General features: G+C 54.2%; 28 protein-coding genes and 1 pseudogene. 25 read left to right on the plus strand and 4 right to left on the minus strand.

Annotation, left to right across the window (positions count from 1 at the left end; all coding sequences use genetic code 11):
* Window positions 1-52: 52 nt before the first annotated feature.
* Window positions 53-580: a beta-class carbonic anhydrase gene (locus D7024_RS00915; RefSeq protein WP_121450138.1), complete on the minus strand. Its 528-nt coding sequence runs from the start codon at window positions 578-580 to the stop codon at window positions 53-55.
* 467 nt (window positions 581-1,047) lie between these two features.
* Complete coding sequence (locus D7024_RS14640; protein ID WP_165859202.1) at window positions 1,048-1,254, minus strand: hypothetical protein; 207 nt, start codon at window positions 1,252-1,254, stop codon at window positions 1,048-1,050.
* A gap of 209 nt (window positions 1,255-1,463) precedes the next feature.
* Between D7024_RS14640 and fabZ the strand changes: the two genes are divergently transcribed.
* The 6 genes from fabZ to D7024_RS00950 all read left to right on the plus strand — a co-directional run bounded on the left by fabZ (window position 1,464) and on the right by D7024_RS00950 (window position 7,703).
* Window positions 1,464-1,886, plus strand: a complete 423-nt coding sequence (gene fabZ, locus D7024_RS00925) for a 3-hydroxyacyl-ACP dehydratase FabZ (RefSeq protein ID WP_121450140.1) — start codon at window positions 1,464-1,466, stop codon at window positions 1,884-1,886.
* 175 nt (window positions 1,887-2,061) lie between these two features.
* Window positions 2,062-3,129, plus strand: a complete 1,068-nt coding sequence (locus tag D7024_RS00930) for an MraY family glycosyltransferase (RefSeq protein WP_121450141.1) — start codon at window positions 2,062-2,064, stop codon at window positions 3,127-3,129.
* Window positions 3,130-3,198: 69 nt separating this feature from the next.
* The gene (gene galU, locus D7024_RS00935; RefSeq protein ID WP_121450142.1) at window positions 3,199-4,068 is read left to right on the plus strand and encodes a UTP--glucose-1-phosphate uridylyltransferase GalU; all 870 of its coding nucleotides are present in this window, start codon (window positions 3,199-3,201) and stop codon (window positions 4,066-4,068) included.
* Between the two features lie 186 nt (window positions 4,069-4,254).
* Window positions 4,255-5,196, plus strand: coding sequence for an SDR family oxidoreductase (locus D7024_RS00940; protein ID WP_121450143.1), 942 nt, complete (start codon window positions 4,255-4,257; stop codon window positions 5,194-5,196).
* 270 nt (window positions 5,197-5,466) lie between these two features.
* Window positions 5,467-6,204 carry a DUF421 domain-containing protein gene (locus D7024_RS00945; RefSeq protein ID WP_121450144.1) on the plus strand — a complete coding sequence of 246 codons (738 nt, stop codon included), beginning with the start codon at window positions 5,467-5,469 and terminating at the stop codon, window positions 6,202-6,204.
* 80 nt (window positions 6,205-6,284) lie between these two features.
* Entirely contained in the window at window positions 6,285-7,703 is a 1,419-nt protein-coding gene (locus D7024_RS00950) for a phosphoglucomutase/phosphomannomutase family protein (protein WP_121450145.1), read from the plus strand.
* A 21-nt stretch (window positions 7,704-7,724) separates the two neighbouring features.
* Here the strand turns inward: D7024_RS00950 and D7024_RS00955 are convergent, their stop codons facing one another.
* On the minus strand, window positions 7,725-7,841 hold the full coding sequence (locus D7024_RS00955) for a YvrJ family protein (RefSeq protein WP_121450146.1): 117 nt from the start codon (window positions 7,839-7,841) through the stop codon (window positions 7,725-7,727).
* A 160-nt stretch (window positions 7,842-8,001) separates the two neighbouring features.
* Here D7024_RS00955 and D7024_RS00960 point away from each other — a divergent pair, with 160 nt between their 5' ends.
* The 4 genes from D7024_RS00960 (at window position 8,002) to D7024_RS00975 (ending at window position 11,695) form a co-directional block, all read left to right on the plus strand.
* On the plus strand, window positions 8,002-8,847 hold the full coding sequence (locus D7024_RS00960) for a DNA adenine methylase (protein WP_165859218.1): 846 nt from the start codon (window positions 8,002-8,004) through the stop codon (window positions 8,845-8,847).
* A 6-nt stretch (window positions 8,848-8,853) separates the two neighbouring features.
* A complete protein-coding gene (locus tag D7024_RS00965; protein WP_243113644.1) occupies window positions 8,854-9,297 on the plus strand; it encodes a PD-(D/E)XK nuclease superfamily protein in 444 nt (147 codons plus the stop codon).
* A 3-nt stretch (window positions 9,298-9,300) separates the two neighbouring features.
* Window positions 9,301-10,152, plus strand: coding sequence for a tyrosine-type recombinase/integrase (locus D7024_RS00970; protein WP_121450149.1), 852 nt, complete (start codon window positions 9,301-9,303; stop codon window positions 10,150-10,152).
* 112 nt (window positions 10,153-10,264) lie between these two features.
* A complete protein-coding gene (locus D7024_RS00975) occupies window positions 10,265-11,695 on the plus strand; it encodes an ISLre2 family transposase (RefSeq protein ID WP_121450150.1) in 1,431 nt (476 codons plus the stop codon).
* A 341-nt stretch (window positions 11,696-12,036) separates the two neighbouring features.
* Here D7024_RS00975 and D7024_RS15535 read toward each other — a convergent pair.
* Window positions 12,037-13,257, minus strand: a pseudogene (locus D7024_RS15535) (IS110 family RNA-guided transposase).
* 677 nt (window positions 13,258-13,934) lie between these two features.
* Between D7024_RS15535 and D7024_RS00985 the strand changes: the two are divergent.
* From D7024_RS00985 to D7024_RS01050, 15 genes are all read left to right on the plus strand, one after another.
* Complete coding sequence (locus D7024_RS00985; protein WP_121450151.1) at window positions 13,935-14,525, plus strand: hypothetical protein; 591 nt, start codon at window positions 13,935-13,937, stop codon at window positions 14,523-14,525.
* A gap of 13 nt (window positions 14,526-14,538) precedes the next feature.
* Window positions 14,539-15,288 (plus strand): hypothetical protein, encoded by a 750-nt coding sequence (locus D7024_RS00990; protein WP_121450152.1) that lies wholly within the window; start codon window positions 14,539-14,541, stop codon window positions 15,286-15,288.
* 24 nt (window positions 15,289-15,312) lie between these two features.
* Window positions 15,313-15,852 carry a hypothetical protein gene (locus D7024_RS00995; RefSeq protein ID WP_121450153.1) on the plus strand — a complete coding sequence of 180 codons (540 nt, stop codon included), beginning with the start codon at window positions 15,313-15,315 and terminating at the stop codon, window positions 15,850-15,852.
* A gap of 496 nt (window positions 15,853-16,348) precedes the next feature.
* Window positions 16,349-16,981 carry a hypothetical protein gene (locus D7024_RS01000; RefSeq protein WP_121450154.1) on the plus strand — a complete coding sequence of 211 codons (633 nt, stop codon included), beginning with the start codon at window positions 16,349-16,351 and terminating at the stop codon, window positions 16,979-16,981.
* The gene (locus D7024_RS01005) at window positions 16,969-17,409 is read left to right on the plus strand and encodes a type II toxin-antitoxin system PemK/MazF family toxin (RefSeq protein ID WP_121450155.1); all 441 of its coding nucleotides are present in this window, start codon (window positions 16,969-16,971) and stop codon (window positions 17,407-17,409) included. The genes D7024_RS01000 and D7024_RS01005 overlap by 13 nt, the downstream gene beginning before the upstream one ends.
* 283 nt (window positions 17,410-17,692) lie before the next feature.
* The gene (locus D7024_RS15300) at window positions 17,693-17,815 is read left to right on the plus strand and encodes a hypothetical protein (protein ID WP_279220952.1); all 123 of its coding nucleotides are present in this window, start codon (window positions 17,693-17,695) and stop codon (window positions 17,813-17,815) included.
* 107 nt (window positions 17,816-17,922) lie between these two features.
* The gene (locus D7024_RS01010; RefSeq protein ID WP_121450156.1) at window positions 17,923-18,408 is read left to right on the plus strand and encodes a metal-dependent hydrolase; all 486 of its coding nucleotides are present in this window, start codon (window positions 17,923-17,925) and stop codon (window positions 18,406-18,408) included.
* Window positions 18,409-18,630: 222 nt separating this feature from the next.
* Entirely contained in the window at window positions 18,631-18,879 is a 249-nt protein-coding gene (locus D7024_RS01015; RefSeq protein ID WP_121450157.1) for a hypothetical protein, read from the plus strand.
* Window positions 18,857-19,249: a hypothetical protein gene (locus D7024_RS01020; RefSeq protein WP_121450158.1), complete on the plus strand. Its 393-nt coding sequence runs from the start codon at window positions 18,857-18,859 to the stop codon at window positions 19,247-19,249. Before D7024_RS01015 ends, D7024_RS01020 begins: the two co-directional genes overlap by 23 nt.
* Window positions 19,250-19,265: 16 nt before the next feature.
* Complete coding sequence (locus tag D7024_RS01025) at window positions 19,266-19,619, plus strand: pilin (protein ID WP_121450159.1); 354 nt, start codon at window positions 19,266-19,268, stop codon at window positions 19,617-19,619.
* A gap of 15 nt (window positions 19,620-19,634) precedes the next feature.
* Complete coding sequence (locus D7024_RS01030) at window positions 19,635-19,937, plus strand: PrgI family mobile element protein (protein ID WP_121450160.1); 303 nt, start codon at window positions 19,635-19,637, stop codon at window positions 19,935-19,937.
* Window positions 19,938-20,059: 122 nt separating this feature from the next.
* The gene (locus tag D7024_RS01035; protein WP_121450161.1) at window positions 20,060-20,743 is read left to right on the plus strand and encodes a hypothetical protein; all 684 of its coding nucleotides are present in this window, start codon (window positions 20,060-20,062) and stop codon (window positions 20,741-20,743) included.
* Window positions 20,685-22,568, plus strand: coding sequence for a VirB4 family type IV secretion system protein (locus D7024_RS01040; protein WP_121450162.1), 1,884 nt, complete (start codon window positions 20,685-20,687; stop codon window positions 22,566-22,568). The genes D7024_RS01035 and D7024_RS01040 overlap by 59 nt, the downstream gene beginning before the upstream one ends.
* The gene (locus D7024_RS01045) at window positions 22,565-23,137 is read left to right on the plus strand and encodes a hypothetical protein (RefSeq protein ID WP_121450163.1); all 573 of its coding nucleotides are present in this window, start codon (window positions 22,565-22,567) and stop codon (window positions 23,135-23,137) included. The genes D7024_RS01040 and D7024_RS01045 overlap by 4 nt, the downstream gene beginning before the upstream one ends.
* Window positions 23,116-25,227 carry a hypothetical protein gene (locus D7024_RS01050; RefSeq protein ID WP_121450164.1) on the plus strand — a complete coding sequence of 704 codons (2,112 nt, stop codon included), beginning with the start codon at window positions 23,116-23,118 and terminating at the stop codon, window positions 25,225-25,227. Before D7024_RS01045 ends, D7024_RS01050 begins: the two co-directional genes overlap by 22 nt.
* The last annotated feature ends 78 nt before the right edge of the window (window positions 25,228-25,305 follow it).

Here is a 25,305-nt window from a genome sequence, read left to right on the forward strand (position 1 = left end):
ACGCCCCTTTCATCCCACGGGACAAAGCCCGTGGGTTTTCAGGGGCGATTTTCTATAAATCAGCATTTTTGATCAACACTTCCACATATCCTGTATCAGGATCCATTAACAATCCATGAACCTGAACATCTTGCGGAATTAAGGGATTATTACGAATCTGCATAACGACCTGCCGAACGTTTGTCGCCTCGTCTTCAAATGCGCCGACCCACTTTGCTAGATCACCAACTTCTGCGATAACCTCTTCGCGCACCCCCCGACGGATCATCTCCTGACGCAAAACGTTTATATCCAACCCGGCCATGCCGCAGTCTTTGTGGCCGACAACAATGATTTCCTCGACCCCAAGTAAATAAATGGCCACCACCAGGCTGCGCAGAGCTCCTTCATCAAGAAGGTTACCCGCATTCTTGATGATTTTCGCATCTCCCCTGGATAATCCCAAAGCTGGTTCCAGCATATCGACCAAACGGGTATCCATACAGGTTAATATGGCTAGCCGGCGGTGCGGGTGCTTTGAAACAGAGGGAAGTGGTTTGCTTGTAAATTTGCGGTTAGCCAGCAAAAGATCATCAATCATTGTATAGTCCCTCCTATCTCAATGTTTTGTAACCGTGCTTCAAAAAGCACAGTTTGTCAGCCTTAAATTTAAAATGCTTTTTATAGAAAAACAGCACCACCCCATTCTGGTGGTGCTGGTCTACCCGGCAACTAGCCTGTAAAATGAAGAGACTTTTGTCGGGTCAACCTGACACGTATCGTGAAGCGAACCACCCCAGTACAGCAGGAAGCCGGTTCGCCTTGCAGCATTAATCTCAGTTACTTTAATGAGGCCAATTCTATGCAGTTTGTAAAAATCCTGCTGGCGCATGTAAAAAATCACTTCTCCAGCTTTACTCCCATACGGCGCAGGGTTTGCTGTACCCAACTGATCTGGGCGGGGCCAAAGCGGGCCGGTGCCTCCCCGTCCGTCAACGTTGAAAACCACCAGGGCGTTCACCCACCACTCGGAACTGCCCGGGCCGTCGGAAGCGGCATTTAACGGTTTTAAAGCACGTCGCTACCCCAGCGGGTTACCCCGTTCTGGTCCGGGAAAACTTCCCGCAGAACCAGTTGCACAATGCGCCGGGGGTGGCCGGTATAATCTACCGCTTCTATATCGTGGGACCAGAGAATAGAGATATTATCGTGCCGGCACCGAAAATGCCTCGGCCGGTAACCGTTTTCACGCACGGGCCAGGTCTTGTTGTCCATACCATTGCCACCTTATCGCAAATTTTTTCCGGCAAAAGGGTTGGCCAGGAGAAAGACTCCTGTGGTATAATATTCCTGTTTTAAGCTCGAAGCTTTAGCGTAGTCCGCTTGCAGTCGTTCGCTCCGGACAGCGCCGCATCCGTGTCAAAACGATTTTACTGAAATATTTACGGAAAGGAGTGTCACACCGGCTAAGGCCGGGAAAAAGCATGCTGGACGTGCAGTCGATACAAAAAATTCTACCCCACCGCTACCCCTTCCTGCTGGTGGACAGGATTGTGGAAGTGGAAGAGGGAAAGCGGGCCGTGGGCATTAAAAATGTCACCATCAACGAGCCCTTTTTTGCCGGGCACTTTCCCGGCCATCCGGTGATGCCCGGGGTGTTGATTATTGAAGCCATGGCCCAGGTGGGGGCGGTGGCTCTCCTGCAAATGCCGGAGTTTGCCGGAAAGCTGGCTCTTTTTGCCGGTATTGATAAGGCCCGGTTCCGCCGCCAGGTAGTACCCGGGGATCAGCTGCTCATTGAAGTCCAGATTCTCAAAATGCGCGGCAGCATTGGCAAGGCGGCGGGGCGGGCCATGGTGGGAGACCAGCTGGCGGCTGAAGCAGAGCTCATTTTTGCCGTAGAATAGGGAAGTTAATCAAATTTTCCTTGAGCAGGCAATAAGTTAAAAAAGCTTGTCCAGATTCCACCGTACCCCATTTATCACCCTCCGACATCATATAGCGCAGTTTGTAGTTATAAAGTTCATAATGGTACAATACCTCTGATACTATGGGTTATTGTCGGTTGCGGAGGGATAGAGCTTGTTCAAAGTGTTGCTGGGCCTGTTGCTGGCCGGCGGAATTACCCTGGCGGCAACCCCCTGGGTACGGCGGCAGGCCTTCCGTTGGGGAGCGGTGGACCGGCCCAATGCCCGCAAGGTGCATAAAGGTGTTATGCCGCGTTTAGGTGGTTTGGCGGTATACGCAGGTTTTGTTACGGCCGTTCTGGCCACCATGCAGCCCACCCGCAGTCTTTACGGGCTGCTGCTGGGGATGACGTTGATCATGCTCCTTGGTGCACTGGATGATATCCGGGGTCTTTCGCCCCGGGTGAAGCTGGCCGGGCAGGTAGCTGCGGCACTGGTCCTGTTGCCTCTGGGTGTGCAGGTATATTTTGTCACCAATCCCTTTAACGGCCATATAATCGATCTTGGGTGGCTGGGCATTCCCATCACCATTTTCTGGGTGGTGGCCGTTACCAACGCGGTCAATTTAATTGACGGGTTAGATGGTCTTGCCGGCGGCGTTTCCTGTATTGCCGCCTTAACCATGGCGGTGGTAGGCTGGACACAGTGGCAGGTTTTTGGTGCCGCAGGACAGCGGGAAATAATCATGCTGGCCTTAATGCTTGCTGCGGCATTGCTGGGCTTCTTACGCTACAACTTTCATCCGGCTAAAATCTTCCTTGGTGACTCCGGCTCCATGCTGCTCGGTTATACCCTGGCCGTAATGGCCATCATGGGTTTGACCAAGAGTGTAACTGCCGTTTCGGTGCTGGTGCCCCTGGTTATTCTGGGCATTCCCCTGCTGGATACCTTCTTTGCCGTATTGCGCCGCTACCACAGGCACCGGCCCATCTTCCAGCCGGATAAGGAGCACCTGCATCATCAGTTGCTGGCCCTGGGACTTTCCCACCGGCAGGCCGTCCTGGTGATTTACGGCATCAGCGCCCTGCTGGGAGCCAGCGCGGTGGTATTGAACCTGGTGGCTACCGACCAGGCCCTGGCCCTGCTGGTTATACTGGCCGTTGTGGTCATTGCCGCGGCAAACAAAGTGGGCGTGATTGGTAGGGCCCCTGAAAAGGATCGGCAGATATCAAGTAGATTATAGCTTGCGTTACAGCAGCGGTCCTGCCTTGATGGAGGACCGCTTAATTTTACATGATGGGGGTGTTGCTTTTTGCAGATCCGTAAGGCCATTATTCCGGCGGCCGGTTTGGGGGTACGTTTTTTACCGGCTACCAAGGCACAGCCCAAGGAGATGCTGCCCATAGTCGACAAGCCCACCATCCAGTACATCATTGAAGAGGCAGTGCATTCAGGCATTGAAGATATTCTGATCATTACCGGCCGTCATAAGCGGGCCATAGAGGATCATTTCGATAAGTCTCCAGACCTGGAGGAGCAGTTAAAGGCCAGGGAGAAGCTGGGGCTGCTGGAACTGGTTCAAGATATCAGCGAACTGGTTGATATATATTATGTGCGGCAAAAAGAGCCCAGGGGTCTGGGCCATGCCGTATACTGCGCCCGGAAGTTTATCGGCAGCGAGCCCTTTGCCGTACTCCTGGGCGACGATATCGTGCGCAGCAGGACCCCGTGCTTGAAGCAGCTTTTAAACCTCTACGAAGAAATGCCCGGCACCATCCTGGCGGTGCAGGAAGTGTCCCCGGAAGATGTCAGCAAGTACGGGATCCTGGATGCCGAGCCCATCAGAGAAGGCGTTTACCGGGTGCGGGATCTGGTGGAAAAGCCGGCTCCCGAAGAGGCCCCCTCCCGCCTGGCTATCATGGGCCGTTACATAATTGACCCGCGTATCTTTGATATACTGGCCAAAACACCCCCCGGGGCGGGCGGGGAAATCCAGCTTACCGATGCCCTCCGGGTGCTCTGCCGGGAGCAGCCCGTGTACGGCCTGGTCTTCAAAGGGCGGCGCTACGATGTGGGAGATAAGCTGGGCTACCTGAAAGCCATGGTGGAATTTGCCCTGGAACGCCCGGATCTTGGTGAAGAGTTTGCGGCCTATCTCAAGGAGGTTGCCCGGACCCTCTAAGGGCCTGGCAGGTACGGGAGCCGGTGGCAAAGGCCGGCTGTAAATGTTCAGTAAAACCGCTCTGTTAACTGCAGGGGCACGGCGTTGTCCAGAGCGAACGATTTTGCGGAGCGCCGGTAAAGCGGATTAACTGAACACTTACGGCCGGCTCCTGTTTGGTTACATAAGAAACGAAAGGAGTTAATCATGCGGATTCTGGTTACCGGCGGTGCCGGTTTTATTGGTTCCCATGTGGTGGAACAGCTGGCGACCTGCGGAGCAGATGTTGCGGTGCTGGATGATCTCTCCCGGGGAAGCCTTTCCAACCTGCACCCTGCGGCCAGCCTCTATCACGGAGATATCCGGGACGAAGAGTTCGTGCGGGAAACTCTGGAGCAGTTTCGGCCCCGGGTGGTCATTCACCAGGCGGCCCAGGTGGACGTGCAGACCTCCCTGGAAGACCCTGCCCGGGATGCCGCGGTAAACATTGGCGGCACCATCCACCTGCTGGAGGCGTGCCGGCGCACAGGGGTGGAAAAGGTGATCTATGCCTCCTCGGCGGCGGTTTACGGGGATCCCCTCTACCTGCCCGTGGACGAGGAACATCCCGTTCGCCCCCTGGCGGGGTACGGTATTTCCAAGCATACGGTGGAACACTACCTGGAAGTTTACCGGGGGCTTTACGGGTTGGATTACACCGTGCTGCGCTACGCCAACGTTTATGGCCCCCGGCAGGACGCCACCGGTGAGGGGGGCGTGGTGGCCGTTTTTATCCACCGTCTGCTGCAGGGTGAAGCTCCCTGTATCTTTGGTGACGGCGAGCAGACCCGGGATTTCGTTTACGTGGGGGATGTGGCCGCGGCCAACCTGGCCGCCGTGAAAAAAGGCAGCGGCCGGGTGTTTAATGTGAGCACCGGCCGGGCCACGTCGGTGAACGATCTATTCCAGCTGCTGCGACAAATTACCGGGAGCAAAATAAAAGCCCGCTACTGCCCGCCCCGCCCGGGGGACATTCGCCATAGCTATTTATCCTGCGATCTTGCGCGAAACATCCTGGGCTGGCAGGCCCTCACGGACCTGGTTGCCGGTTTGAACTTGACCGTGGAGTGGTATAAAAAAGAAAGGTGTCTATTTGTGAACGGTTCTTGAGCTCCCGTAGCCGGCCGGGGGCTTGCTTTTCCGGCTTTGCTGAAGCTGCCGGAGATATTCTTCAAACATCTTTTGTCTCTTTTCAAGCTGTTTAAGCAGTTTTTGGCTGTTCATGCGTTACACCCTCCCAGGGGTATTATTACCATAATATGGTTAAATCAAACCCCGTTTGCAACGTGTTCCCGGATGCCCCGGCGTTCAAGAGGTATAAATTCCCTGGCCCCCGGTAAACTAAGGCTTGTAAATTAATACTGACGGAGGGAAGGGAAGATGAATCCTTATTTGGAAATTCTCATCCGGGGTGTGGGGGCCTTTGTGGCGGTGCTTGTGGTTACCCGGGTGGTGGGTAAAACCCAGGTGGGCCAGCTTACGGTAGCGGACTTTGTAAATGCCATTGTCATCGGCTCCATTGCCGCTTCCCTGGTAACGGATTTAAAGGAAAACGGCTGGTATTATGCCTTTGGCCTGCTGCTTTTTGGCCTTTTGACGGTTATTTCGGAGTATGCCTCTTTAAAAAACCGCCCCCTGCGCAAGTTAATTGAAGGCGAGCCTACTGTGATCATCCATAACGGCAAGATCCTGGAAGATAATATGAAAAAGTTAATTTATAATATGGATGACCTCATGGTGCAGCTGAGGGAAAAAAATGTGTTCAATATAGCCGATGTGGAGTTTGCCGTTGCCGAGCCAAACGGTGGGCTAAGCGTGCTGTTGAAAAGCCACAAGCAACCTCTTACTCCCAGTGATATGCAGATACCTACCAAATATCAGGGCATTCCTTCGGAGTTGATTGTGGATGGTGTAGTAATCCAGCAAAACCTGAAGCAAAACAACCTCACCGAGGACTGGCTCTACCGGGAACTGGAAAAGCAGGGCGTCAAATCGGTCAAGGATGTCATGTACGCCAGCCTGGATTCGGAAGGCAAATTGTATGTGGATAAAAAAGAGGATACCATGCAGCATGTTACAGATATTACCGACAAACTTCCCGGCAAAATGCCCCAGTAGGGCCACCGGGAAAAGGAATCGGGCGGTGGTGGGAAGAATCACCATTAAATGGAGGTTGGAATTAGAAGGGGGGACTTAACTTGGCAACCAAAATTTCCTTCGGTACCGACGGCTGGCGGGGCATTTTGGCCCGGGATTTCACCTTTGATAATGTGGCTCTGGTGACCCGGGCGGTGGCCGATTACCTCCACGTCCACCACCTGGCCGGGCGGGGTGTAGTGGTCGGGTACGACAACCGTTTCCTGTCGGAACAACTGGCCGCCACCGTGGCCGGTGTTTTCACCGGGCGGGGTATTCCCGTCTATCTTACCGAAAGGGCCACTCCCACCCCCGTTACTGCCTTTGCCATAAAGGAGCGCCGGGCCGGGGGGGCCGTAATGCTGACGGCCAGTCACAACCCGCCCGAATATAACGGTTTTAAGTTTATCCCCGAGTATGCCGGGCCGGCCCTGCCCCATATTACCCGGGAGATTGAAGATAATATTCACCGCCTGCAGGCGGCCGGGGAACACGAAGGCGGGCCGGCTGAACCTTCCGGGGACGCTGCTCAAAAGATCGACCCCCGGCCTGCTTACTTCCAGCACATCACAAAGCTCGTTGATCTTGACGCCATAAGAAAGGCCCGTTTAAGGATTATCGTGGATCCCATGTACGGGGCGGGTATCGGTTACCTGGAAGATATTCTGGGTGGTGAGGGTATCGAGGTGGAAGCAATCCATAACCGGCGGGATCCCCTTTTCGGCGGTAGCCTCCCCGAGCCAACCGGAAAGTCCCTGGGGGAGCTGCGCTCCCTGGTCCTGGAGCATAATGCCCATCTGGGCCTGGCCCTGGACGGTGATGCTGACCGTTTCGGCATCATTGACCGGGACGGCACCTATATCGCACCCAACCTGTTCCTGCCCCTGCTGTACTACCACCTGCTCCAGACCCGGGGTGAACGGGGGCCGGTGGCCCGTACGGTGGCCACCACCCATTTGCTGGACCGCCTGGCCCGTGCTTTTGATCAAGAAGTTTACGAGACGCCCGTTGGCTTTAAGTACATCGGCCAGCACCTGCTGGAAAAGAATTGTCTTTTAGGGGGCGAGGAAAGCGGTGGACTGTCCATTCGCGGGCACATTCCGGAAAAAGACGGTATCCTGGCCGGGCTTCTGGCTGCGGAAATGGTGGCTGCCCGCGGCAAAAGCCTGACCGACCTGGCCTCCGAGGTGTGGTCCCGCTTTGGCCGCCTGTACAGCGAGCGGCTGGACGTACATACATCGGCGGAAGAAAAGGAAAGGATCCAGGGGTTGTTGAAGAATTTCTATCCTCCGGAAATTGGCGGCTTGAAGGTGGAGCGGCGCATCGCCGTGGATGGGACCAAGCTGGTGCTGGAAAACGGCGCCTGGGTGCTGGTGCGGGCTTCAGGCACCGAGCCCCTTTTCCGTATTTACGTGGAGGCCAATACTGAAGATGAGCTGCGCCGGCTCCAGCAGGCCGCGCGGAGCATGCTGGGGCTGTAAACCACGATTCATATCTCGCTGCTACTTCCGCAGGGCGTTCACCGCCTGGGCAAGCCCGGCGATGCTGGCGGCCAGGTTCTCCAGCCTGGTTTCAATGCGCACCAGCAGGTAGGCGGTGACCACAATGGGAAAGCCGATTGTCTCTTAGTCACGACTTGAGCCATGTTAACAAAGGGGTTCAAGACTACGCATAAGAATCCTTATGTGAAAAAATATCCTGGAAAAATTCGCATAAGATGCAGGAAGACGCCCTTTTAAGGGCGAATTTTTTGTTCGCATAAGTTAACTCAGGGGGGAGATGGTTGTGTACGAGACATACCATGCACAGGCAAAGGAAGAAAGTCCCAGACCCCCCGTCAAGTGGGCAGGGGGGAAATCCCAGCTTATACCCCAGTTCGAACCGTTGTTTCCTAAAAGAGAGTACAGCCTCTACGTTGAGCCTTTTGTTGGCGGCGGGGCGGTTTTCTTCCACCTGTTACCCCCCAGGGCGGTGTTAATAGACAGCAATGATGAGTTAATCAATTTCTACCTGGTTGTGCGGGACGACCTGGAGGCCCTTCTACAGGACCTGAGAAGGCACGAAAATACTGCGGAATACTACTACCGCATCCGTGCCCTTGATCCCGGTCAGCTAACTCCCGTGGAGCGGGCCTCAAGATTTCTCTACCTGAACAAGACTGGTTATAACGGGTTATGGCGTGTAAACAGCCGGGGGCAACACAACGTACCCTTCGGGCGCTACAAGAACCCCAAAATAGTGGATGAGCCGAACCTCCGCCTGGTAAGCGTGGCTTTGAAAAGGGCGGAGATAATCTGCGGCGACTTCAGCCGGATTCTGGACTGCACAGCTCCGGGAGCTTTCGTTTACCTGGACCCGCCCTACCATCCGCTTTCGGAAACAGCCAATTTCACCAGCTATACTCCCGATGCATTTGGAGAAGACGACCAGCGGCGCCTGGCGGAGGTGTTTCGGGAACTGGACCGGAGGGGTTGCCTGGTCATGTTGAGCAATTCTGATACGCCTTTCATACGCGAGCTTTATAAAAACTATGATATACAGGTGGTTTACGCGAAAAGAGCCATTAACTGCCGGGCCGATAAGCGGGGACCGATAGCGGAACTGGTTATCCGTAACTATAGTTAACCGGGGGTGGGGAGATTGTCACCGGGCGGGAAAGGAACCAAAACAGGGGCCGTTTGGGAACAGGTTATCAGGCCGGTTCTTGATATACACTATTCGGGGCGGTTTCAAACCCATGTGACAGTAGGAAATCAACTTTTTGGATCTGCCTACCAGGCTGATTTTGTCGTTCAGGACGATACCGGTGGAATCATAGTCAGTGCAAAATGGCAACAGATTCGTGGGACGGTAGAACAAAAACTTCTGTATGATATAGCAAGCCTTATTTCCATTATTCGAAATTCGGACGAGTATCGCAAGGCTTATGTAGTTCTTGGTGGAACCGGCTTTTCCGAAAAGGCGCGCAGCTTTTTGCTGCAAAATAAGCACCGTGAGATTTTTGCTGATGGTCACCTGGTGGAAGTTTTATCCCTGGAAGATTTTCTTGCCCGTGCCAACAAGGGGGAGCTGTAATAGGTGCTAGATGGGTTTATCTTGCACTTGAAGAGCCGGAATTGTTCTTTCAAAACCGTGACTGCATATACTGGGGTCTTGCACAGCTTTATGAGATGGCTGGAGGATACAACCGGATTTCCATTTGACTTGGCTTCCGTCACACCGCTGGATGTGGCTGACTACCGCCGGTACCTGCTAAACAAGAATCGCAAGCCAGCCACAATAAACCTTCACCTGGATGCCCTGTCATCTTATTTTTCGTGGGCTGCGTCCAGTGGCGTGATCTCTTCCGACCCGACGAAGGGTATTAAGAGGGTGCCGGAGCAGCGTGGAGCTCCCAGGTGGCTCACGAGGCAGGAATTGGGAACGCTGATGAGAGCGGTACAGAAGTACGGCATTCCCAGGGACCGGGCGCTGCTGGCAATTCTACTACACACCGGCCTGCGGATTTCCGAGGCGGTGTCACTGCATGTGGAAGACGTGGTAATCCGGGAGCGTTCAGGCTGGGTGACGGTCCGGGAGGGCAAGGGTGGAAAACGTAGGGAAGTGCCGTTGAACGTTACGGTCCGAAGAATAATTCAGGAGTGGCTGGTTGTCCATCCCGGCGGCGACTGGCTCTTTCCCGGTCGAAAAGGACACATGACTGTCCGGGCCGGAGAAAAGATATTGGAGAGATACGCCCGGCTGGCGGGGGTGGAGGTTACACCTCACCAGTTGCGGCACACCTTCTGCAAGATGCTGGTGGATGCCGGGGAGTCCCTGGACCGGGTGGCAGTTTTAGCGGGCCACTCTAATTTGAACACCACGGCCAGGTACACCAGGCCGGGGATGCAGGATTTGGAAAAAGCTGTGGAGAAGCTTTCGTGGGAATAAAAAATTTCTTAGGCCGTGTAAAATTTCAGTAGGCACCAGAAGGGGATCAGCCTCCTGAAAAAGAAATGAGACCTCGCGCGCCAAAACACCCCAAAGAGGAGTATGAGGTCTCATGCTAAATATTCGCCAAATAGTGGGTGCAGTCCTTCTTTTCGTCACCGGCCTGGTTAAATTAATTGGTGGGTGCAAAGACTTTTATGAACTTGAAAAAGGTATCCACGAGCTTTGTCAGAAGGTCAGCAACCAAATATTCACCTGGGCACTGGAACAGCTCGATACCCGCCTGATGAATGAACGTGACCGGAGCACCTGGAAGGTGGTCGGGTTTCGGGATAAAACAGCCATCAGCACCATTGGGGAATTTCTCTACAAAAGGCGCATGTACAAAAACAAAAAAACCGGGGAAACCAGATTCTTTTTAGATGAGCTGTTGGGCTGGCCGGAGCGGGCCAGGATTACCCCCCGCCTAAAAGAACTGGCTGTCAAACTAAGCACTGAGCTTACCTTTGATCGGGCCGCGGAGATTTTGAGCTACCTTGTTCCCGGCGTAAGTCCCATGACCATCTGGCAGGCCACCCAGGAAGTAGGCGAAGTTCTCCAACGCGAAGGCCAAGAAAAAAGAGCAGCGGTTTTTGAAGACGGCGAAGCTCCCGGAGGGAAAGAGGTGGCCCCGGAGCTGTGTATTGAAGCCGACGGGGTGATGATCCGCCTGCAAAGGGCAAAGCAGAAACGAGGAGAAATCAAACACATAGTAGCTTACGAGGGGAAGGAGCAAATAGACCGGGATCGCTTCGCCCTGAAAAACAAGCTTGTGTTAAGCGGCTTAAATGAAGGTGAGGCAGTCTGGGAAGAAGGTTATGCCGAGATCGGGGGGAAATGGGATTTAAGCCGGACCCAAAAGATCTACATTGGCGGCGATGGAGCAGACTGGCCCAAGCAGGGAGTGGAATACTTCCCCGGCGCCGAATATCGCTTAGACCCATACCACCTGAGCAAGCATTTAACGGAAGCTCTCTGGTATGATGAAGAAACCTTCCGGAAGGTAGCCGCAGCTATTTCCCGGGGTAACTGGCAGGAAACCCAAGGGATTCTAACGGAAGCAGCGAAAAAGACCCGAGGTAACCGGAAGAAGAGGATCACCAGGTTTTTGCACTATCTTGAGGAAAACTGGGTGGGGATTGTTGCCTCGCCGGGAGCAAAACGCCTGGGCACCATTGAAGGGCAGATACAACACAACGTGGCCCGGCGGATGAAACGCCTGGGAGCCCGGTGGACCATTAACGGTGGGGACCGGATGGCCCGGATTTTGGCCGCTAAGGCAAACGGGAAGCTTGATAATTATGTTTTGCGCTGGCCGGTGAAACACGAAAAACTGAGGGAATTGGCGCAGATAAAACCAGTGGAAAAACAAAAAGCCGGGGATGTGGAAAAATGGCTGCAGGTGTCTTTACCGGCATTAAAGGGTCCTTTTGCCGACCGGCCGTGGATTAAGTATGTTTTACGGGAACTTGCCCGGCCAGATTTTGCTGCCCTTATTTGCTAACCTGTTCCCTGGTGAGCCTCGGAAGGCTTAAAAGGCAGTGCCGTTAGGGGAGCCTTGACAGCCGGGGTCCCCGCAGGTGGTACAATGGTTTTTGCGACGGGGCGTGGTATTATCTTTACCTGTTCCCCGGAGCCGCCCCGTCGGTGGGTTTGTCTGACCACCTGCGGGGTGGATGTCAAGGCCGCTGCCTTGAAGCTAGTGTTTTTGAGCGGTGAGGTCTCATAACGGTAAAATTTTTTTGTAGATACCTACCCTGAAAATAACCTAACGTAATAAAGCAATAACCACCTAAGCCAATCCGTTATGAGAATTGGCCCAGAAAAACTCAGGAAACCAAGGACTTAGGCAACATTCAGTTCCAGCGAAACCTTGTATCCCAAAGACTCAAGTTTCTTAACCGCCCGGTGGATGGTGGCCTCTTTTTTAAGCCGGTCAAAATAGTCAGCACCCAATTCGATGTACGGCCTGCGCCTTTTTAAAATGTGATAAATAATCACCAGAATAGTGTGGCCAACGGCAACGGCCGCCCGGTTAGCACCCCGGCGGGCGGCAATCCGGTGGTACTGGGAGGAAAGGTAATTGTTCTTGGTTCTGGCAGCAGCCCGGGCAACTTCGACCAGGATATTGCGTAAAGGATTATTTCCTTTGCGCGTCCGACCCGGCTTACGCTTTCCAGCACTCTCGTTGTTACCTGGACAAATCCCCGCCCAGGAAGCCAGGTGGGCGGCGGTAGGAAAACGCTCCATATTGGTACCGATTTCGGCCAGGATTTGTTCGGCTGCGCGCCTGCCCACACCGGGAATGGTGTCCAAAAGGACCATGGCTTCTTCAAAAGGGCGCATCCGCTCCTCGATCTCCTGGTCCAAACGAACGATTTGCTGGTCTAAAAAGTCGATATGTTCTAAGATGACGGCCAAAAGCATCCTCTGGTGGGGGCCGATTAAACCGGTAAGAGCTTTTTCTAACTGTTCTTTTCTTACTCTTCATCCGCCCCCGGGCCAGTCCGGCGAGAAACTTGGGGTCATCTATGCCGTGAATGATGGCTTCGATCATGGAGCGCCCAGAAACCCCCAGGACATTGCTGGCCACGGAGGAAAGCTTGATGTTGGCTCCTTCTAAAACCTTCTGCAGGCGGTTGACTTCCCGGGCGCGTTCATTGATCAGGCTTTTACGGTAGCGGACCAGTTCTCTTAACTCCCTTTGTTCCCGGTCGGGGATGTAGCTCCCCTGCAGAAGCCTGTGTCGGAGGAGATCGGCGAGCCATTCGGCGTCTTTTAAGTCGGTCTTCCGGCCGGCTACCGCCTTAAAATGCTGGGCGTTGACCACGAGGGTAGTGATTTCCTCCATCTCCAGAGGTTGTAAATTGGTTTCCAGTACACGACGGTGCTTTCCATGGCCACGTGGGTGCACCCTTTCTCCTTGATCCACTGGACTAAGGCCACCAGGTCATCGGTCATGGTTCCAAAGGACTTGAGTTCCTTCCCTTCGGGGGTAATGATGCAAGCCGTGATGCTCTTTTTGTGCACATCCAAACCACAGCAGCGCTGATAAATAATGTCCATTAACGATTCTCCTTTCGCGGCGGCAGTTTTTGTTGCGGCTGGTGCAGCAGCCTCTTTAGTATTTAATCTACCCTGCGTGCTTCCCAAAAAGGGAGCGACAATCTGTGGTGCATCAGGCCGCTGGGGTCCGTCTACTGATCGGGCTTGAAAACGCCAGGTAACTTCGACCTCTCGCCGCCAGCCGCAAAGGCATGGTTCGACACGAACCCATTTTCATCCTCTGTTGGTGCCGCTAAAAAGCGGCATGGGGGTCTACTGGATCTTGACACGGACTGGTGTTCGACAAAAAGCCACAAAAAGTACCTGTTGCTTTTTTTTGCTATATGTTATTTTATAGGAATTGGCAGGTAGCGGAAGAAAAGAAAGGCAGGTGGTGGTGTGGGTTAAGGTGAGGGGGGGGGAAGTTAATAGTTTTGCGATAGCCTGGTTGGGTTCAGGAAAGAGGTGCGGGATAGGCAGGCAAAGGCTGCCGTGCTACGCTGTGGTAAAAGGCGGGAGCGGAAAGTTTTAAGTCAGGGGAAGTGAGGGATGATGACCTAATATCAAGAAAGATTATCCTTTTAAGGTAGAAACCTGTCTGATCAACTTAAGTTGATTGTCTCAGAGGTACACCCAAGATTCAATCCGTGAATGCTGTGAGTGAGTTGCTAAATCAAAATATACGAGGAGGGATTAATTTGTCTAGTATAATTATGAAGTATAGGTATGTATTTGCGTCTATAGTTTTAGCTGTTGCGCTGTTAGCAACAGTAGCACTCATCACTGGAGCTTCTTCAGATTCAGACCCTGCCGTAATATACGAATCAGCGCTTCGGAAAGAGGAATTACCCAAGATGAACGAATTCAACGGTAAAGCTTTTATTCAAAACGAGATGGGAGCTCAGTTTGATTTGTCAGACTTACGGCTTAGAGCACAACTGCCGGTTAATCTTGACAGCAGCAATTTTTGGCAGGATATAAAATTTCAACTCAAAACACCTAAGAAATCAGTGCCTGTTACAATCATTCCGGAAGAATCCAACATGCAAAGCGGAACCCTTTCGAACGGCGATATTATAAGATGGGGTGCTATTACCGGTAACATCTCTATTGCGGCAGGTAAACCGCAAACAGTGGTAATTGGGGTTTTTGAAATACCGTCACAGCAAAAGGCTAGTTTTACGTTTGCATTGCACGCCGGTAATGGAAATCCACCAGTTGCGTTAAGCTTCGGGAATCTAACTCCGAACGAAGAAATACTGCAGATAATAAAGGGTGGAAAGGAGTAAGGAGGGCTAACTCATGTTGAAAGTTAAATTAATTACTCTGCTTATGATATCACTGATAGGGATCTTGCCAGCTACTGCTTCGGCTGACCAGCTTTGGGACAAAGGCCGCTCATACGGGACCTTTTTAGCTGGGACAAATACAGGTAAAGAAATGAATGTTGTAAGTGCCTCTGCAAACAAATCATTCTCTTCAACCGGCTGGCTCTTAGGTGTAGAACGTGTCAGGGCGTGGGCGCGTCTACAAAATGTAGAAGCTATCTATCCAGCATCGTTGGGTTATTTGTGCTGGATAAACGGTGCTCAAGTTAGATTGTACAGCGATGATCCACGCAGGAACTATATGTTTATCACTGGTATGAATCCACCCGACTATTCCTCCTCAACGTTAATTCCCCTTGTTATTTGGGATATTTTAGGTTACTTAGGCATTCCAAATAATACCATTCAGGCATACGCTAATAACTTTTCAGCAAAAATCTCATCGGCAGGTCTCGGCAGCTATGATGCATATAAAATTTTTACCGCCACAAGTACTAAAATAAACTTGCCGAGTACGTACACCTATAGTAATGCAGATGCTTATACTAACAGCAACACCGGTTCCAGTGCAGAAGTATGGTTCGGTTACGATGTCAGAACCACCGATAATACCGCTTTCGCGCTTTGGCCACAATCAAAGATACAGTATGCCATACAATACCAGGGGTCCCTGCCCTGGTACTGGTGGACGAATTATGCCGGGGTAAGACATACCGTTAATTAAGATTTGTAAAGGTGTAGATATTCAATGAGAGAGAAGGATCACAGACCAATTTCACGGCTATCGGCGTTTACTGTTGTTCTGTTAATTATCTCCCTCATTGCAAATATTCACTTATGGGTTTCCCGCCCGAAAGCCTCAGCTCATGCCGACCTGTTGGCCGAAGGGTATGCGAAAATATTATCGGGCTATATGAACGGGTTAAAAGAACAACTCGACTCGGCTAAAGGGAATGATTGGGCTGACGCCAACCAGTTATGGTCTATCTCTTCGGTTATCCAAGTCACAGAAGTCAGAGCATTATCTATCTTAGACCTGAATCCATTGTTAGACCGAAAGATCGGGAATGAAATTAGCAAGTCGCGCCTGCCGGATCTATGGCCGGATTTGCGTCAGACTTCCTTAGACTTTAATAACGCTGCGGCCAACCGGGTTAAGGGTTTACCTGTGGATACCCGGAAATTAGAGAATTTCAGAGTGAAGGTTAAACGGGCCAAATTTCCGAATCAAGACACGTTTACCTGGCAAGAGTTCCGTCTGGCCATCGACCGTTACTTTGGAGAATAACATATGCTGGATAATGATTGCCATAGGCCTTCCTTTCTTCCTTGGAGCACCACTTTACTGGTTTTATAGATCTAAAAAGCGCGGATCGTGCGAAAAGCGGGCTGATCCCCTAAGATTGGACAATTAGACTTTCGATCTCACGATATCAAAGAAATTCATTCCGGAGGCGGCCCTGACTGCCACCCCGCACGTGGTCCGTTGAAACCACCGACGGGGCGGCTCCGGGGATCAAGTAAAGATAATACCAGCGCCCCGTCGCAAAACCATTGTACCACCTGCGGGGTGGATGTCAAGGCCGCTACCTTGAAGCTGATGTTTTTGAGCGGTGAGGTCTCATAACGGGAAAAGTTGTTGTGGAGATACCTACTGGATCTTGACACGGACAATTTCTTAGGAATTATTGACAAGATGTACTTTTGATGAATAAGATGGTTTCAGAGAGTGCATCCGGTATCATTCATTTGTCCAGTGGCAATTTATAGAAGGAGTGGGAGTCATGAATAAGAAGCTAAGAGATTTATTAGCTTTTTTTATTCATAGGTTCCCACGTATGCTTAGTAGAACAGAAATAGTAAAGCTGGTTTATTTATTTGAGTATTATTATTTTCGTTTATATGGGCAATCATACTGTCAAATACAATTTACACGGGATTATTATGGACCGAATTGTTCTGTAATCGTTCAGGAATTATGTTCCATGGACAAAGATGGTATTATTTTAATAAGGGAAATGCCTAATTACGCAGGTAATTCATTTTATACGCATTATTGGCGAGGTAATATACCGCCGGAACTTGAGCCAGAAGTCGAAAGAATAGCCCTGATTATTATAAATATGGCGGGAGATAAGAGCTTAGGTGACATCAAGAAGGTGGCATATTCAACACCTCCCATGCGTAAGATTGTCGAACAGGAAAATGTGTTAGGGTACAAGCTCTACGGGGAGGTAATCGATATGACAATTAAAGAAGATAGTGTAAAGAAAATACCTATCTCTCGCCTCAAAGTTGCTTTTAAGACAATTAACCGGGAATCTAGAGGGACAAACGAAGAATACAACGCAACTATCTTTAAGGAAAAGGAAGGCTTAAAGGTTTATCGGGAGAGAGCTGAAAGGTGTATAATTTGAGGGCAGCCTTAAAAAAAGCAGGCATTGACAACAGAAGATTTGAGCAAGGCGAGATTTATCTGGTAGGAGATGAAGAAGTAAAAATACCAGATGATAAAATAACAAACAGAACCTTTCATAATACAAGGCCAGTGGTTATTGTTTATAACCATCCAACTAACTGGGATCCGCTGTATCCTATTATAGTGGCAGCACCTTTATCTCATGAAATAACAAGGAAACGAGAGACAGATTTAGAAGTATTTGCTAGTGAAGACGGGGTAGAATGCGATTGTTTATTAAGATTAGGGCTTATACAACCTTTTTTAAAATGCGATTTACATGGTCCAAAAGGTAAGCTATCTGAACGTAGAATTGAACAAATGTTGGCTTTGTTATTACATTTGCTTGGCGTAGATATGGACGATGCAGATACTGCAGTAATATGAGTAAGCTGGGGGCATAATGCGCAGGCCCCTTTTTTATGTCTGGAAGCCGCTGCTTTCGGGAGGGGCGGCGGTGGCGGGTGTACCTCCCGGTTTTTTTGCGGCCCGCGGGAACGTGGGCTTTTTGTTTAGAATCCCGGCCCGCCCGGGGAGAGTGACACGGCTGGCGGGCGGTGTCCGGCCGGGATAAAAATGTCGCCCCTGCGGTCGTATGGTTCTACCGCAGGAAGTATATCACCCGGGCCGGGTTTTCCCGGCCCGCTGTTTTTTCAGGAGGTGATTTTTGGTGCGATGTCTTATCGTGGAACTGATCGCCTGGGTGCTGCCCCGGCGGAAGAGTATTCACGATTCGCTTGCCGGATACATAGGGGTATCCAGCGACCGGTTTCAGCAGCTGCTGGACGGGTAGGTTTCTTTTGTGGAGAAGGTCAGAACTGAACGGTCCGGGTGTTGCATTCTGCCGGTAACATATCCGGGTGATGGTGGGGAATATGACGGCGAGAAGGGGGAATACCTGTGCTCTGGCGCACGCACTTTCTGGCAGGGGCTGCCGCCGGGCTGCTCTTAACCGGTCACGCGGACCCGAAGACAATGGCGGTGTCGGCGGGGGTAGCCGGGATTGCGGCCCTTCTCCCCGACCTGGACGACCCGCGCTCGAAGTTAGGCCGGCTGGTGGCTCCGGCTTCGTGGGTAATGAAGGTGACCGTGGGCCACCGGGGACCGCTGCACTCGTTTTTAGGGGCGGGGGTAATGACCCTGCTGGCGGCTTTTGTGTTGCGGTTCTGGCATGAATATACGTATGTGTACGGCCACTTGGTGCCGCTGGTACTGGCTGGCTACCTGTCTCACCTGATCATGGACAGCCTGAACCCCCAGGGTGTACCATGGTTATGGCCGGTAAAAACGCACCTCCGCGTGCCGCTGGTTCAGACCGGAGGCATTCTGGAGCGGGTGGTTGTAATGCCGATCATGCTGGTTTTGTGCGGTTTGCTGTTCTGGTAGGCCGGATAGGAATTCTGCTGGCCCGTCCGGGATTTTCCCCACCCACCTGATGAACGGCGGGCCAGCTTCCCCCAAAAATTCTTCCCCTTTTCTTTTGCCCGGTTTCGACCGGGCTTTTTTATATAACCCGGGCGCGGCCGGAAAATCTTCCGGGGAAGAAGGAGGGGACGTTTTCTGTACCCCGTGTCCGGTTGCTCTACAAACGGAAAGGAGCTGTTTTCTATGAAAAATCCCGGACTCGCGGCGGTGTTGAGTTTTTTGGTTTGCGGTCTCGGCCAGATCTACAACGGCCAGATCGGCAAAGGGATCGTGCTTTTCGTAGCGGCAGGCGTTTCCGGCCTGCTCTGCGCGGTGGTAATTGGGTTTATTCTGCTGCCGGCCGTCTGGATATACGGCATTGTAGATGCCTACAGGACGGCTGAGAAAATCAACAGGGGGGCTGAAGGAAGTGCAGAAGACTATAGCAGGTAAGATTGGAGTTGCCTTTTTGCTAATTACCGCGCTGTTGACTTTTGCGGCTCCCGCCCTGGCAGAAGATCAGCAGGCTCCGGCGTCAGGTTCCGGCGGGATCCAGCCGGTGAGCCCGGACCAGTTTGCACAGAAGGTTAACACCATGATTGACGGTGCCTACAAAGCGGCTGGTCCCGTTACGGACGCTGTAGCGAAGATCATGCTCGCCGTGGCGGGTGTGGCCGCGCTGCTGGTGCTCTTCAGCGGCATGAAGCTCTTCCAGAAGGTTGTCGGCGCGGTCCTGTCCATAGGTTTCGGCATACTGCTGTTCTACGGGGCGCCGTATGTCGTCGGGCTGGTCAAGGGCCTGGCCCAGTATGTGACGAGGTAAAAGGAGGATGGTGGAAATGTTTAGTAAAAGGCTTAAGAAAGCTGCAGGCGCGCTTGGTACGCTGGCTGCAGGCATATTCGGGGCGGCTGCTCCTGCTTTTGCTGAACTACAGCCGCAGGACCCCAGTCAGCTGACAGACAAAATCATCGACCTTGTAAACAGGGTCGGCATGCCCGTCGGTGGCGCGCTGCTGTTTCTCTCCGTATGCGTGGGGGCCATCGAACTGATCCTGTCCCGCGGCAGGCCCGAGAAACGGGCAGAGACTATGAGCGGGCTGCTGTACGTCGCCATCGGGGGGATCATTCTCGGGGGTTCGCTGTTCTTCGCCGGGGTGTTCTTCGGCATCGGCAAGAGCGTCTTCGGCGGTTAAGGGGAGATTTGGTTCATGCGTCTTTTCCCTGTCCCCATGGACTTAACCGAAGAAGAAAAGATTCTCGGCGGTGTGCTTTCCCTGCGGCAGGTGGTCTACCTTCTGGGGGGCGGCGTTGCCGCCGTCCTCGCCCTGGCCTTTCTGAGAGCGTTACACGTACCGTGGGCGCTCGCCTTTCCGGCGGGCGTTTTGTGGTTTGTTGCGGGAGTCTTCCTGAGTTTCGGATCGCTGGCCGGTATAGGTGCGGACGAATACCTGAGCAAATTGCTTTTGTTTCGGTTCCGGCGCCGCCGGTATGACTGGGGGGATGAGTTATAGTTATAGGACTGATCTTCTTCATCCTTTCGATAGCTGTCGCAGCTTCGCTACCCTTTCTCCTGCGCTGGGCCGACAGGCGCGCGGAACGCGGCAGGTGGCAGAAAAGCGAACGGGAAGAGGTTGTGCGGGAAGGAAGGACCGGTCGTAAGAAGGCCGGCCCCTCCCTCCGCGACCTCTGGGAGATAAAGGACGTCAGGGATGGGGTGGTGTACCTGACGAGGAACCGCTACCGCATAATACTGCGCCTGACGCCGGTGAACTTCGACCTGCTTTCCGAAGGAGAGCAGCACGTGATCGAGAACGCCTTGATGGCCGTATGCCAGGGGTTAGATTTTCCCGTACAATTTCTATGCACGGCTGAAACGGTGGACACCCGGGCGGCGATAGCGGAACTTTACAGCCATGCCGCCGGGGAAACGTCCGCCGTACGGCAAAACTACGCAGAGGTGCTCTTATCCTACCTGGACACCCTCATGTCGCAGCGGTCGGTGCTGGTCAGGCGTTCATACGCAGTTGTCGGCTGCGACGGGCAGCCCTATGAAAAGGCCCGCGGGATACTGGAACACCGCGCCGCTGCACTGGCGGGCGCCCTGTCTCGGGCGAAAGTCGCGGCGGTAGTACTGTCCAGTGATGAGATCGTAGACCTGCTGCACCACCTGCTCAACAGGAACAAGGTCGTGCGGCCGTCCGACCTGGTGGGAGCAGGGGCATTGGACCTGTGCGTGAGCGGAAAGGGGGTCATTACAGGTGTTCAGACGGAAAAAGCAAAAGCAAACCTTGCGTCAGAGGGAGTACTCGCTGGATGACGGCATTCCGGCGGTGCAGGATCTTTTTATCCCGGACGGGCTCGAAGAGGAGAAGGATTACCTCTATCTTGGCCCGTCCAGGTACTGCCGGATATTTGCGATATCGAAATGGCCGCGGGACGTATACGTGGGGTGGCTGGACGAAATATTCTCGGTAGGAAACGTCGACCTGGCGGTACACGTGAGGCCCGTGCCCGACAGAAAAGTGGTGAACGACCTCACCGGAAAGGTGGTGTCGGCGCAGTCGCAGTGGATCGTGGAGAAGAACCGGGGGAGCATTATGCGTCTTCCCGAGCTGGAAAATATCATCAGGGACCTTGAAACCATCAGGGAGGCCATACAGTGCAACCGTGACCGGATGTTCAACGTTACGGTACTGATCGCTGTGCACGGCACCAATGAGGAAGACCTGAACGCGCGGTGCGACCGCGTCGAAGACATACTGGCCCGCCGGGCAACGGAGGTGCGTGCGCTCACCTTCAGGCAGGTGGAAGCGCTGAAGAGCATCCTGCCCGCGGGAAACCTGTGCGTACACGGCAGGGGCACCTTCAGGAACCTAACCCTGGGCGGCACGGCTACCGTACTGCCGGTATCAAGCGCTGTGCTCTCCCACCCGACAGGTGTGTTTCTGGGGTTCACAACCGCGAACAGTCCGGTGTTCTTCGACCCCTTCATCGGTCCGCCGTGGTTGCCCAACCAGCATATAACTGTTTTTGGTTACCCGGGTAGTGGAAAAAGCGTTACGTTGAAGGTTCTCTGCGGCAGGATTTCTCTGGTAGGTGTAAGAGTGATAATCTTCGACCTGGAGGGTGAATACAGGGAGGCGTTGAAGAACCTTTACGACGGCGAAATAATACCTGTAGTAGCCGGCGTCCCGGCGGGTATGAACCCGCTGGAGATGGAGGTGGAGCGTGACCCGGAGACAAAAAAGGAATACATCAACATAAACGACAAGGTTGCGGACGTGCGGGCTCTCGTGGCTACGATTGTGCGCGGTTTCGCCAACCGCCCCCTTGAGCCCGAGGAAATAGCCGTGCTGGAGGAAGCGGTGCGCGAGTTGTACGCCGAAAGGGGCATAACATCCGACCCGGCGAGTCTTTACGAGCCGGGCGGCAAAAAACTGCCGGAGGGCGGTTTCGCGATCGGGGGCGTAAGAAAACGGATGCCCATGCTGTCCGACCTGCACGCGAAGCTGCAGGAAAAACCCGCTACGGAAAAACTGTGCTTGATCCTAAAGCCCTTCCTCAGGGGAAATTCCCTGGGCATGTTCGACTGCGAGACGTCAAAGGACCTCACCGCGCCGGTCGTGGTATTCGACCTCTCGCGGATCAGGGACGACTTCACCAAACTCTACGCCATGTTTGTGGTGCTGACCTGGGCCTGGCACAAGTTTGCGCTGCGGCACACCGGGAAGAAGATGGTGGTGATCGACGAAGCGTGGATGTTCGTCAAATGGCCCGATTCGGCGCAGTTCCTGGAAACCCTGGCCCGCCGGGGCAGAAAACACGACACCGGGCTGGTGATAGCCAGCCAGTACGTCGAAGAATTTCTGGCACGTGAAGAAGGCCGGACGGTAATAAACGGCTGCGCTACAAACATACTGCTGGGTCAGAATCCGACCGTGGTGGACCAGGTGGTGGAGGTATTCAAACTGCCCAAGGGCATGGGTGAAAGACTCCAGACCTTTACTGACGGCAGGTGTATAATAAAGACAGGCGGTAAAAATCTGCAGGAAATGGGCGGCAACATAGCGGAAATGCAGGTATCTGTACTGCCTTACGAGATGCCGTTTGTCCGGACGGGAGGAAAGGGGGAACCGCAATGAGCTACGATTACAACTACAGGGACAGCTTCTGGGAAGCCGATGCCGCAGCCCGGGGTCTGGTTTACGACCCGTACACCGGGAGGTACGTGGAACCCTGGGAAGCTTACGGCAGTGCGGAGGAAGCCGTGGCGGGCGGCGGCGCGCTGGCCATCCTGGCGGCCCTGGAACTGGTCTGGGGACTCGTAGTCGGAATCATCCTCCTGGTTTCGCACATCGTCCTGAAGATATTCGAGTGGAACGATGCCCGGCTGGAGTACAAGCGCCTGCACGAGAAAAAAGAGCCTCTGGGGTACCAGTACGACGCCTCACTCAAAAAGTGGGGGGACGGCGTGCGCGAGAGGTACGTCCTGACCGACGAAGGCCTGGTGAGGGCGGATGAATACCGGGAGCCGGAGAAAAGCGGCCCGCGGCGGATTGTGTTCGCGAAGCGGTGCAGGATGGTGATGACCCCGCGCGGGCTGGTGCCGGCGGAAACCGCGGAGCGGGAAGGGATCAGCGGGTCGATTAGGAAAGCGGGCGGAGTCGTTCAGACTCCGGTGAGGGGAAAATGGGAGTTCGGCGGTATCTAGCGGTCGTCTGCTGTTTTCTACTCCTGGCCTTCCTGTTTCTGTCGCCTCCTGATGCCCGGGCCGAGTCCGAATATCATGCCGTTGAAGTAAAGAACGTGCGCTTCGCCACCGGTGACGGTAAGGTACACGTCACCTGGGAAGCGCACGTTGTGAAGGGCGGTCCCGCACTGGGACCCGACCGCATTACCATAAAGCGCAGCGAGCACTACGGTTCCTTTGTCGGCGACCCGGTGGCCGTCCTGGAAATGCCGCAGTCCGAAGGCTGGCTCTCCATGTCCTGGACGGACGGGAACGTTGAAGTGGGTAAAACCTACCACTACAAGGTCAACAGCAAGGATTACTGGAATGCTGTTACCGTCAGAAAGGATTCCGTTCCGCCGTCCCTGGGCGGGCAGGAAACGTCGCCCTGGTCGCCCGGCGGGGACATCAAGGATGAAGGCGGTTTATTTGAGAGAGCCGTTGCCTCCGTATTCGACGGCCTGTACAAGGTTTTCACGAAGCTGACCGGCAAGTTCGGCTTCAAGCCGGTAGGAGAACTCGTCCTGCAGGTGGATGACAACGCTTACGACCTCGTAGCCCCGGCTCCGTTTTCACCGGAACAGTGGCGCACATTGGACGGCCTCTACGGGGGCATGGCGAGCGTCGGCCTGGCGCTCTACCTGATTGCTGTGCTCGTGGCGGCGGGCAGGTTCATAGGCGCCGGGATCTCGAAAAACCCGGAGGCCAGGGCGGAAGCATCATCACAGCTCTGGCGGATGTTTTTCGCGCTCATCATCATCGCCGGCGCGCCTGTTGTCGTTCGTACGCTCTACGTTCTGAACAACGCCCTGGTGGAGGCCATCAGAACGGCCGCCGGGGACGGCGGGCGTTTGTCTGAAATTCTGTCCAACGACTGGCTCGCGAAGTTGCAGACCGGGTCGGTGCTCGGCACCGCCATTGTCAAGGTGGTCTTCGCCTGGGCCGGGTTCTGGATAAACATCATCTTCTGGGTGCGGGACTGGGTCGTTTCTGTCCTGTATGTCTTCACGCCGGTAATGGCGCTGCTCTGGGTCATGAACCGGAATGTCACCGCGGCGAGCGTCTGGCTGGGTGAGCTGCTCTCAAACACATTTCTCCAATCGGCATACGCTCTAGCGGCCGTTGTCATTGTGGTTTTCATAGCGAACGGCAACATAGGCTGGCCGCAAAAAGTCCTGGGCGCGTACATGATAATCACGCTGGGAGGCTTGTTACGCAACGGCCTGCAGGGACTGTGGACCAGGTGGGCCGGTATTGAAGAAGAAGGCGTTGCCGCGAAAGCCCTCGGCATGTTCGGGCTGGGCGGCGTGGCCGGCCTGGGGCGGCTGGTCGTCGGCAGCATTGCGGCCCCGTCCGTGGCTGGGGCCCCCGGCGGCACGGGTGGCATCGGTGCCTCAGGCGGCTCTACTATAAATTTACAGGGTACTGCGGCACCTTCTGGAACCGCAGGTTCAACGGGTACATCTCCGGGTGCGGGTGCCGCCACCGGGGGGCCCCCGGGCTATACGGTGTCGCCGGGCGGATTACTCGTCCCCGCGTCGCAGAGCGCCGCGCCCGCAGGTACTGCGTCAGGTTCCGGAGTACAGGCCGCTGCGGGTCCACAGCTGGCTACAGCAGGCGGCGGGCTCCCCACCTATCAGAACCCCCTGATTAGGTCGATGGACTACGGCAGGGTGACGAGAAACGTGGTCCAGGGCGTGGTCTCCACCGTGGGAGCGGCGGGTGCGGCCGTCATGCCCGGCGGCGACCGCGTGCTGCGTGCCGTGGCGAAAGGCGCGGGTATAGCCGCGCAGGTTGCCGCCACTGCAGGCGGCCTGATGCACCACTCCTACCAGCGTGCGAGACAGGGCGGCGGCGGGGCAGTGGAGACCGTGCGCAGGCTGCCGGGGGCGGCGCTCCAGACCCTCAAGGATGGTACCAACGTACAGCAGGGCGGCGTCTACGGGGCCGCAAAGGCGACCTTCAAGGCAGCTACCGCCGCTACGATAGACGCCGTGTCGCCCAATTCCACGCCGGTGGTGGCGAAGAGACTGACCGGGTCAAGCCTTGACGGCTACAGGTTCAAGTCCTGACGGCTGTCACGGGTTCGGGCAGGCCGGATAACAATGTCCGGCCTGCTCTTTTTTTTAAGACCAGCGGGGGAGGTGGTA

The organism is Desulfofundulus salinus, assembly GCF_003627965.1.
In the GTDB taxonomy this organism is placed as follows: Bacteria; Bacillota; Desulfotomaculia; order Desulfotomaculales; family Desulfovirgulaceae; genus Desulfofundulus; species Desulfofundulus salinus.